The following is a 9,438-nucleotide window of genomic DNA, read 5'->3' on the forward strand; positions in this document are numbered from 1 at the left end:
CACGAAGCAGCCGCTCCCACAGTCAGGGATGCCACAAACCCTGTGGGAGCGCGGTCGTTCCGTCAGGAACACCGGGCGAATGCGGCGTCGTGATAGCAACCTCGATACCCCTCTTCGCGGTTGCCCGCTGCGCGAAGCAGCCGCTCGCACAGTCGAGAGCCCCACAGGCCCTGTGGGAGTTCGGTCGTTCCGTCAGGAACACCGGACGAATTTCGATGCTCAGGGTTCCGAGAGTGAAGAACCCATTCGCGGATGTTCGCTACACGAAGCAGCCGCTCCCACTGATAGGGCTGCCTCTTTGTATTTGCTCGTTTTACGCAGTGCCTTAGCTGCATATAAAGCGTGTATTGGTGTCCAGTCCCACGCATTCCTGAACACCCATATTGAAGCCGCCGGACACAGTCACGGATACGAAGTTCCCGTTATCCGCGCAAACCCCTACACGTTATGTCCACCTGAATATTCGCGATCGACGCCGTGTTGTAGCCCGCGTACATCCGTACTTTTCAGGAAACTCCCCATGACATTTTTTGCTCTTTCTTCCCAGCGCGCGTTGCTGAGACCGGCTGCGGTGCTCGTCGCATCGCTGGCACTGTTCGCGTGCAGCGACGACAACGACCCGACCACCACGCCCTTCGTGGTCGACCTCTCTTCGTTGCAGTCGGTACCGTTGGTGAGCGTCGCGAACGCGGACGGCCGCGCGTCGCTCAACATCGACACGCTTGGCGGCACCATCAACGGCACGGTGACCGTGAGTGACTTGACCGGCCAGGCCAGCATGGTGCACATCCACACCGGTTTCGCTGGCGAGACCGGTGGGGTCGTGGTTGGCCTCGAGGGCAACAGCGACGGGTCGGTCTGGACGATTCCGGACGCCACTGTGCTTGACGCTGCAGCAGTTGCCGCCCTGAACGAAGGTGGCCTCTACATCAACGTGCACACGGCGGCGAACCCGGCCGGGGAGATCCGCGGCCAGATTCTGCCGAGCAATGTAGAGCTCTTCCGCACCACGCTCGCAGGTGAGCAGGAGGTGCCGCCGGTCACGACCACGGCCACAGGCACCGGCTACCTCACCTTGAACCGCACATCGGGCGCCGTGCGCGCCGTGCTCCGCACCACCGGTGTGGATGATGCAACCCTGGCCCATGTTCACCAGGCGGCGCGCGGCGCCAACGGCGGCGTGCTGTTCGGCCTCGAGCAGGACAGCGGCACGGCCGGTATCTGGCGCTCGCCCGCGGGGCAGACCCTCGACGCGGATGGCATTGCTGCGCTGACGACCAGCGGGCTCTACTACAACGTCCACACGCCAGCCAACCCGGGTGGTGAGCTGCGGGGGCAGATCGGCTCGACACAGTTCGACGTCAGCATCGAGAACGTGTCCGACAGCGGTACGTTGAACACCTCTGGCGGTACCGTGGCCGTGCCGCTGTCACCGGGCGCCTACCTGATCCACCGAGAGGGGTTCAGCCCCTTGCTTCAGCCACGCAACCCCGCGAGCACCGGGCTCGAACAGGTGGCCGAAGACGGCAACCCGGCAAACTTCCCGACCGATGTGCCGGGCAGCGTGATCTTCAACACCCCGGTTGCCGCCGGTGCACCGGGCCCGATTGGTCCGGGTGGTGCCTACAGCTTCACTTTCGACGCCTCGCCGGGTGACAAGCTCGCCTTCGTGACCATGTTCGTGCAGTCGAACGACTGGTTCTACACGCCGACCGACGAGGACGACAGCGTGAGCCTGTTCTCCGACACCGGCACGCCGCTGCAGGCGGACGTCAGCGGCCAGATCGCACTCTGGGAGTCGGGCACCGAGCTCGACGAGGAACCCGGTGTGGGCATCAACCAGGCGCCGCGCCAGTCCGGCCCGAACGTGGGCACACCGGAGGCCGGCACCGTAGGTGGCCTCGCCGGTCGCGGCAAGAGTGCCGACCTCAACGGCGCCGTGATCCGGGTGACGGTGACACCGTTGCGCTAAGCGTTCACCACACGACAAGAAGCCGCCCCGGGCCAGATCCGGGGCGGATTTTCTGCGGCGGTCAGCTCAGCTTGTGTGGTGGACCGGCTGCAAGCCGTACACCGGCGTCTCGATGCCTTCCATGCGCGCCTTGAGTTGCAGGGCGACGTAGGGCGAGTAGTGTCGCGACTGGTGCAGGTTGCCGCCGTGGAACCAAAGCGCGTCCTGGTGGGTCGGTTTCCACATGTTGCGCAGCTCGCCCTCCCAGGGGCCCGGGTCCTGGGTGGTGCCGGAGCCGAGCCCCCAGCATTTGCCGACCTTGTCGGCGACCTCCTGGGAGATGAGTTCGGCGGCCCAGCCGTTCATCGAACTGTAGCCGGTCGCGAGCATGACAAGGTCGGCGTCGAGTTCAGCGCCGTCAACGACAATGCCCTTTTCGGTGTACCGCTCGGCCTGACCGACCGCCGACCCACGGTGATCGAGTAGGACAACACCTTTTACCGGAGCGCCACGGGTTGACTGAAGTTGCGTCGTTTCGCCGATGGCAGTGCCGAACTGATCTACTACGAGCGAGATGACACGGCAGAACCCGAGGGCAGCTTCTACCTAGTTGCGCCGCAAGCCGATCCGGATTGCGCAGACGCGGCGCTGCGCCGCGCAGTGGGATACGGTGGACGCGTACGCAAGCAGCGCACCTCATACAGGGTAGGCCGGACGCGCGTGCACCTCGATCGCGTCGACGGACTCGGCGACTTCATGGAATTGGAGGTGGTGCTTGCCGAATCGGACGAGGTTGGCGAAGGCGTAGCGGAAGCCGAGCGTATCCGCACAGCGCTGGGCATCCCTCTCGACGCACTGGTGGAGGGTGCCTACCTTGATCTTCTGAGCCGCGATGCCATGAGTTGATCGGTACCTCGGCACCGTCCCTCAGGCGTAGTGCTTGCGCTTAGACTGTTTGCCGATGCCCGGGTTGAGCGAATTGGTCGGGTCGATCCGGCGGTAGAAGTCGGCCAGGGCAGGCTTTGCGGTGTAGAGGTGGCCGACGTTGTGCTCGGCCGGGTACTCGGCGCCGCGCTGGTCGAGAATGGCGAGCATGCGCGCTTTCAGGTCGGCGACGTCGACCCCTTTCTTGACGATGTAATCCTGGTGCAGCACGTGGCACAGGAAGTGGCCGTAGTAGAGACGGTGCACCAGGTGGCGGTTGATCTCCTCGGGCAGTTGCTCTTGCCACTGGCGGTCGTTGCGCTTGAGTGCGATGTCGAGCGGGAGGATGTCCTCCACATCCGCGGCGTGAATGGCCTGGTAGCGCACAGCCGCGCCCGCCGCGGCGAAGCGGTGCAGTCCGGCGATTGTGGCTTCGCGCGGTGAGCAGGCAAAGAAACCCCCGGCGCGTTCGGCAAAGAAGCGGTCAAGGTGGTGCTGCGCTTCCTCGATACCGTCGTCGTGCACCTTGAGGATCAGGTGGTGTTCGAACCGGTCGCGCCATTCGCGCAGGCGTTTTGGCAGGATATCCGGCCAGAGTCGGGCCAGGCCCTGCATCACACGGTCGCTGAGGTTGCGTGGGAGCAGGGGCAGTGCGTTCAGGCGCGCGTCGACCGCGCCCTTGACGGCAAAAAGCTTGGGCAACCATTCGGTGCCGAGCTTGTCAATCAAGATGACCGTGTCTTTGCCGTAGCGGTCCGAGACGTCAAAGGCCTCCCGGTGCATGTATTCGGCGCTGACCGGCAAGGTCTTGAAGGACTGGAGGATGTCGCGTCGGAGCGCAGTCAGGTCGTCCGGGTCGTTGGTGCCGAGGTAGAACACCTGCTCGCGCTGGTTCAGCGGGTAGGTGTCCAGGCGCACCGCAAACACCGCGAGCTTGCCTGCACAACCCGCGCTCTCGTGCAAGCGCTCCGGGTTGGCGTTGAAGCGTGATGGGGAGTCCGCGTCGACGTCGCGCACGCGTGCGGCGTATTCGGTGTCGGACGCCATGGCATTCCCGGTTTGGACGTCGTCGGCTTGATAGCGCTGGTGTTCGAGGTTGTCGAGGATGGCCTCCGGGGTGTCACCCAGCGCGATGCCGAGGTGGTTCACGAGCTCGAGGGTGCCGGCTTCGTTGATGCGTGCGTAGAGCGAGAGCTCGGTAAATGAGGGACCCCGTTCGACCAGCGCGCCGCCCGAGTTGTTGCAGACGCCGCCGACGATAGACGCACCGATGCAAGAGGAGCCGATGACCGAGTGAGGTTGGCGTTTGAGCGGCTTCAGCAGCGTTTCGAGGGCAAACAACGTCGCACCCGGGAAACTCAGGATCTGGCGGCCGCCGTCGAGCACCTGGATCGCGTCCATGCGGTTGGTGTTGATCAGCACGACGTCGCGATCGTAGCGCCCATTCGGGGTCGAGCCTTCAGTGAGCCCGGTGTTCGCGGCCTGCAGGATGATGATCTTGTCGGCATCGACACAGGCTTGCAATATATACCACTGCTCAAGGAGGCTGCCGGGGCGCACCACCGCGAGCGCGTCGCCCTCGCCGGAGCGGTAGCCCTTGCGAAAGCGCGCTGTGCGCTTGTCACCTGTCAGAACGTGCTTTGGCCCCACGATCTCACGAAAACGGGTCAGCAGTGCCGTGTCATCGAGCATGGGTGGGGTCCCTGTGTGCCAGGTTGCAGCGTGTGAGTGAGGCGATCAGTGTAAGAGGTCACGGGGGAGAACAACATCCCTCTCGGGTGCGCGCCAGCCTGGTGCGGTCACGACTGATCGGAATTGGGTTATGGTTTGGGTTGTTCGGTTGCGGTGAACTCGCCGTCGGTTGCGAGACCGCATGTACCCGCCCGAGAACGTCGATGCATGAACTCTTGACTCCCGCCCAGATGCACCTGGCCGATCGGGCTGCGATCGACGCCGGTACACCCGGCATCACGCTCATGGAGCACGCCGGGACCGCGGTTGCCGGCGCGGTACAGCGAGCGTTTCCCGGCGCCGTCAGGGTGGTGGTGGTCTGCGGTATCGGCAACAACGGTGGCGACGGTTTCGTGGTGGCGCGGCTGTTGTCGGAAGCGGGGCTCGAGGTGTCGGTCGAGCTGCTCGGCGAGGTGTCCCGGCTTGTCGGGGACGCCAGGCTCGCCTTCGATGCGATGGATACCGCGTTGGTGCTCGACGGCCCGGCGGACTACGCCGCGGCCGATGTCATCGTCGACGCGGTCTTTGGTGCCGGTCTGAACCGCCCGATCCTGTCCCCGGGCGGCGTGACAGCGCCGGTCGGCACCGTACCCAAGGGCGCGCAGCGCAACATCGCGGCCGCCATTGACGCCATCAACGCAAGCCATACGCCGGTGGTGGCAGTGGATCTCCCGAGCGGCATCGACGGCTTGAGCGGACAGGTGCTCGGCACAGCGATCCGCGCCCACACCACGGTGACCTTCTTTCGCTTCAAACCCGCACATCTTCTGATGCCGGGGCGGGCGCACTGCGGTGAACGGGTGCTCGCGCAGATCGGCATCGAGGACGCGATGCTTGCCGCGAGCGGCGTCGCTGCCCACGGCAACGCGCCCGCGCTCTGGCGCGACACCTACCCGGTGCCGGCGCTGGACGGCCACAAATACCACCGCGGTCATTGTGTCGTGGTGTCCGGGCCGCTGCGCTTCGGCGGCGCAGCCCGGCTCGCGGCGACCGCCGCGCTGCGCGTCGGCGCGGGGCTGGTCACCTTGGCGAGTCCGAACGAGGCGGTTGCGGCCCACGCCAGCCACCTCACGACCGTCATGGTTGCAGAATGCGAGGGCGCAACCGCTCTGGACGCCTTACTGGCCGACACGCGTTTCACCGGTGTTGCCCTCGGCTTCGGCTTGCCGCCCGATGTGGCGACGCGCGGCACCGTGCTGGCGGTGCTCGCGCGCGGCCGGCCGACGGTGCTCGATGCCGGTGCACTGGTCGCCTTTGCAGACGAAGCGAATACGCTCCTCGACGCGGTCACCCGCGCAGACACGCCCGTCGTGCTCACGCCGCACGACGGCGAATTTGCCCGGCTGTTTCCGGATCTCGTCGACGCGCCGTCGAAACTCGACCGGGCCCGGTCCGCCGCCGTGCGGAGCGGTGCCACGGTGGTGTTGAAAGGGCCGGACACGGTGGTCGCCTCGCCAAGCGGCGCGCTCTCGGTCAATGACACCGCACCCCCCTGGCTCGCGACCGCCGGCAGCGGCGACGTGCTCGCCGGTGTCATCGCCGGCCTCCTGACCCAGGGCATGCCGGCCTTCGAGGCCGCGAGTGCCGCTGTCTGGTTGCACGGCCAGGCGGCCCACAGCGCGGGGCCGGCGTTGGTTGCGAGCGACCTCGACGCGGGGTTGAGGTCGGTGATCCAGGCGCACATCCACTCCGGGTCACCGGACACTGCACGAGGCACTTGGGCACCATGACCGAGTCTTCCGACCCCACCGTGCTCGGCACGCCACTCGAACTGCCCTGCGGTGCGGTGTTGAAAAACCGCATTGCGAAATCGGCGATGTCGGACTCGCTCGGGGACGGTCAGGGAGACCCGACCGCCGCGCAGCTGCGCTTGTACGAGCGCTGGGCCGAAGGTGGCGTTGCGGTGTCCTTTATCGGTGAGGTGCAGGTCGACGCGCGCTACCCCGAAAAGCCCGGCAACCTCGCGCTTTGGCCCGGCAGTGACACCGCGAAGTTGCGTGAATTGGCCCGCCGTGCCCGGGTCGGAGGCGCCCACCTCTGGCCGCAGTTGGGCCACGCCGGGGCGCTGGCGCACCCGCCGATCAGCGCGCCGGCGGGCCCGTCGGCGCTCGACCTCGACGGTTTGCGGTGCCGGGCCTTGAGCACGGCCGAGGTCGAGCGGCTGCCCCAGCAGTTTGCCGACGCCGCGCGCACCGCAAAGGCTCTGGGCTTCAGTGGGGTGCACCTGCACGCTGGCCACGGCTTTCTGTTCAGCCAGTTTCTGTCACCGCTCTTCAACCGACGCACGGACGGCTACGGCGGCAGCATCGAAGGGCGCGCACGCATCGTGCTAGACACCGTCGCTGCGGTGCGCGACGCGGTCGGGACCGCCTTTCCGGTCGGCTTGCGCCTCAATTCGAGTGACCTGCTGGAGGGCGGCCTGACCGAGGCGGAGTCCCTCGAGGTGGTCGGCATGCTCGACGGCACCACACTCGACCTCATCGATGTGAGTGGTGGCACCTATTTCCCCGGCGCGGCCTCCAGCTCCGACGCGACGGGCAGCGGGCCTTACTACGTCGACTTTGCGCTGCGTGCCCGCGCGCGGACGCAGATCCCCTTGATGGTCACAGGCGGTTTCAAGACGCGTGCGCAGGCAGTCGATGCGGTCGGTCGCGGCGCGGCGGACGTCGTTGGGGTGGCGCGTGCCCTCGCTATCGACCCGGCACTGGCGGCGAATTGGCTCGACCGGGCGGGTGGGGACCCCGCCTTTCCGCGCTTTGACGGCACTCCGCCGCCCGGCGGTATCACGGCGTGGTACACGCAACGGCTCACGGCGGTGGGCGAAGACCGCGACGCGGCCTACGACGAGAGCCTGGAGTCGGCCCTGGACGCCTACGACGCGCGCGATGCCGCGCGGTGCGACCGCTGGCGTGCCTTGCAAGCCCGGGTTGCCGAGGTCATGTGACACCAGTCGGGTCGCTGGTGCGTTGAAGTCAGTGCTGCAGATAATACAGCACTGATCCTATCCTCAATGTGTGATCAGGCGTAGAGCGAGAAGAGGGTGTCCTCGACCGAGTCGTCCGGGTTCAGGGTGCCGAGCAGGATGTCGAAGAGTTCGGATGCCTCCGCATCTCCACCTGGCATGAAGGCGTCGAAGGCGCCAGTATCACCCATCCCGATCCCACTGAAGGCCGCCCTACCAAAGGGCGGGCTGATCTCGCCGGACTGCACTTTCTCCATCATGAAGTCCGTGACCCTGGCGGGATCGATATTGCCCTCGGCGTCGGTGACCTCGGCCAGGGCATCTTCACCGAACTGACCGACAATCCGGTCGGTGATGGCGCTGCTGTTGACGCCGGCAACCGACTGGAACGGTTGAGAAAACCCGTCCTGCACGAGTGACTGCACAAACTCGCTCATCTTGGCGAAGTCGATACTCCCGTCGGCATTCGAAATCGACGCCGCAGCGTCGTCACCGAAATGCGACGAGAAGCGGTCGAGTGCCGCCGCGCTGTCGAACTCCCCCATGCCTCCGGGGCTGAAGCCGGCCACCGACGCCAACTGGTCCGGCCCCGTGATGCCCTGGTCTTGCATGAAGCCACGGACGCTCTCGATGTTCAGCGAGCCGTCGGCGTTTTGCACGCCCGCCAGCGCCTCTCCGCCGAAGACCGCTTCGAAGCGTGCCGACATGTCTGCTTCTGACGGCCGGTGGGCTTGCGCCCCGTGAAAGCTGGGCAGCATGTGCGCGATGCCGCCGATTGAATGAACCATTTTCGATCTCCTGTGAATTTGCAATCCAATCCGTGTGTACCTCGGTCGCACCCGGCAGGGCGCACCTTGCCCCCGGTGGCAACGGGGACTCGGTGCCAGGGGACACCGGGCAAGTTGGCGGCCACGATTTCGTCTCGCGTTGATTTCAACGGGTAATTGTTTCCCTGCAGAGTTTGCGGTTTGTTGTGCCGTGTTAAGGAATGTAAAGGGCCGCAAATTTGAGTCAGGATCGGGTTCGTACCGTGGCCCGGTGGCACGCGCCTGGAATACGCTATACGGTGAGAGAAGCGCGTGACGAGGGGACTTTGTTGCCGGTAGTGAGTTACTCAACCCGAGTGCTGTTGGTCGACGACGACGCCGACCTGATTGGCTTGCTGCGCGACTACCTGCAACAGGACGGCTTCTCCGTGGAGTGTTGTGGCGACGCCGAATCCGCCACGAGCGTCCTGCGCACGGGCAGTTTTGACATCGTGGTGCTCGACGTGATGTTGCCGGGCATGTCGGGTATCGAAGCGCTCACCGCGATTCGAAAGTTCACCGACATCCCCGTTCTGATGCTGACCGCACGCGGCGACGACGCGGACCGCATTGTCGGGCTCGAGCTCGGCGCCGATGACTACGTGCCGAAGCCCTGCTCGGCGCGTGAACTGGCCGCGCGCATTCGGGCGATCCTCAAACGGGTATCGGCTGCGTCGAATCCCGATCAGGCCGTACTGTACGCAGGCGATCTCACGATCGAACCGCGCAAGCGCATGGCGTTGCTGAACGGCACACCGCTGAAACTCACGGCGTCCGAATACGGCTTGCTCGAGGCGTTGGCGTTCCGGGTTGGCAAGGCGGTGTCCAAAGAGGAGCTCTCGCTCGCGGCGCTCGGGCGCACGCTCGAGCAATACGACCGAAGCATCGACGTGCATGTCAGCAAGTTGCGCCGCAAGATGGGCACGCACGCTGATGGTCGGTCTCGAATTCAGTCGATCACGCGGGTGGGCTACCTGCTGCTCGCGGAGTGAAACGCATGAGTCGGTTGTTCTGGAAACTGTTCGGGTTGATGTGGCTGGCGAACGTGTCGCCGGTGATCGTGG

At 65.6% G+C, this 9,438-nt stretch carries 7 protein-coding genes and 1 pseudogene; 5 read left to right on the forward strand and 3 right to left on the reverse strand.

Translation table 11 applies throughout. From position 1 onward, the window contains the following. Positions 1-520 precede the first annotated feature (520 nt). Positions 521-1,972 carry a CHRD domain-containing protein gene (locus AAGA11_21890; protein ID MEM9605526.1) on the forward strand — a complete coding sequence of 484 codons (1,452 nt, stop codon included), beginning with the start codon at positions 521-523 and terminating at the stop codon, positions 1,970-1,972. A gap of 66 nt (positions 1,973-2,038) precedes the next feature. On the opposite strand, the pseudogene AAGA11_21895 reads toward AAGA11_21890, so the two are convergent. After that, positions 2,039-2,386 (reverse strand): annotated as a pseudogene (locus tag AAGA11_21895) (NAD(P)/FAD-dependent oxidoreductase). A gap of 90 nt (positions 2,387-2,476) precedes the next feature. On the opposite strand from AAGA11_21895, the gene AAGA11_21900 reads away from it, so the two are divergent. Then, entirely contained in the window at positions 2,477-2,857 is a 381-nt protein-coding gene (locus AAGA11_21900) for a class IV adenylate cyclase (protein ID MEM9605527.1), read from the forward strand. A gap of 21 nt (positions 2,858-2,878) precedes the next feature. On the opposite strand, the gene dld is transcribed toward AAGA11_21900, so the two are convergent. Further along, on the reverse strand, positions 2,879-4,567 hold the full coding sequence (dld, locus tag AAGA11_21905) for a D-lactate dehydrogenase (GenBank protein MEM9605528.1): 1,689 nt from the start codon (positions 4,565-4,567) through the stop codon (positions 2,879-2,881). Between the two features lie 203 nt (positions 4,568-4,770). Here dld and AAGA11_21910 point away from each other — a divergent pair, with 203 nt between their 5' ends. Together AAGA11_21910 and AAGA11_21915 are read left to right on the forward strand one after the other, a co-directional pair. Next, positions 4,771-6,336, forward strand: a complete 1,566-nt coding sequence (locus AAGA11_21910) for an NAD(P)H-hydrate dehydratase (GenBank protein MEM9605529.1) — start codon at positions 4,771-4,773, stop codon at positions 6,334-6,336. Next, complete coding sequence (locus AAGA11_21915; GenBank protein MEM9605530.1) at positions 6,333-7,550, forward strand: oxidoreductase; 1,218 nt, start codon at positions 6,333-6,335, stop codon at positions 7,548-7,550. The genes AAGA11_21910 and AAGA11_21915 overlap by 4 nt, the downstream gene beginning before the upstream one ends. Positions 7,551-7,624: 74 nt before the next feature. On the opposite strand, the gene AAGA11_21920 is transcribed toward AAGA11_21915, so the two are convergent. Beyond that, positions 7,625-8,356 carry a hypothetical protein gene (locus tag AAGA11_21920; protein ID MEM9605531.1) on the reverse strand — a complete coding sequence of 244 codons (732 nt, stop codon included), beginning with the start codon at positions 8,354-8,356 and terminating at the stop codon, positions 7,625-7,627. Between the two features lie 317 nt (positions 8,357-8,673). On the opposite strand from AAGA11_21920, the gene AAGA11_21925 reads away from it, so the two are divergent. After that, positions 8,674-9,366: a response regulator transcription factor gene (locus AAGA11_21925; protein MEM9605532.1), complete on the forward strand. Its 693-nt coding sequence runs from the start codon at positions 8,674-8,676 to the stop codon at positions 9,364-9,366. Positions 9,367-9,438 lie beyond the last annotated feature (72 nt).

This window comes from Pseudomonadota bacterium (assembly GCA_039196715.1).
Classification (GTDB): domain Bacteria; phylum Pseudomonadota; class Gammaproteobacteria; order CALCKW01; family CALCKW01; genus CALCKW01.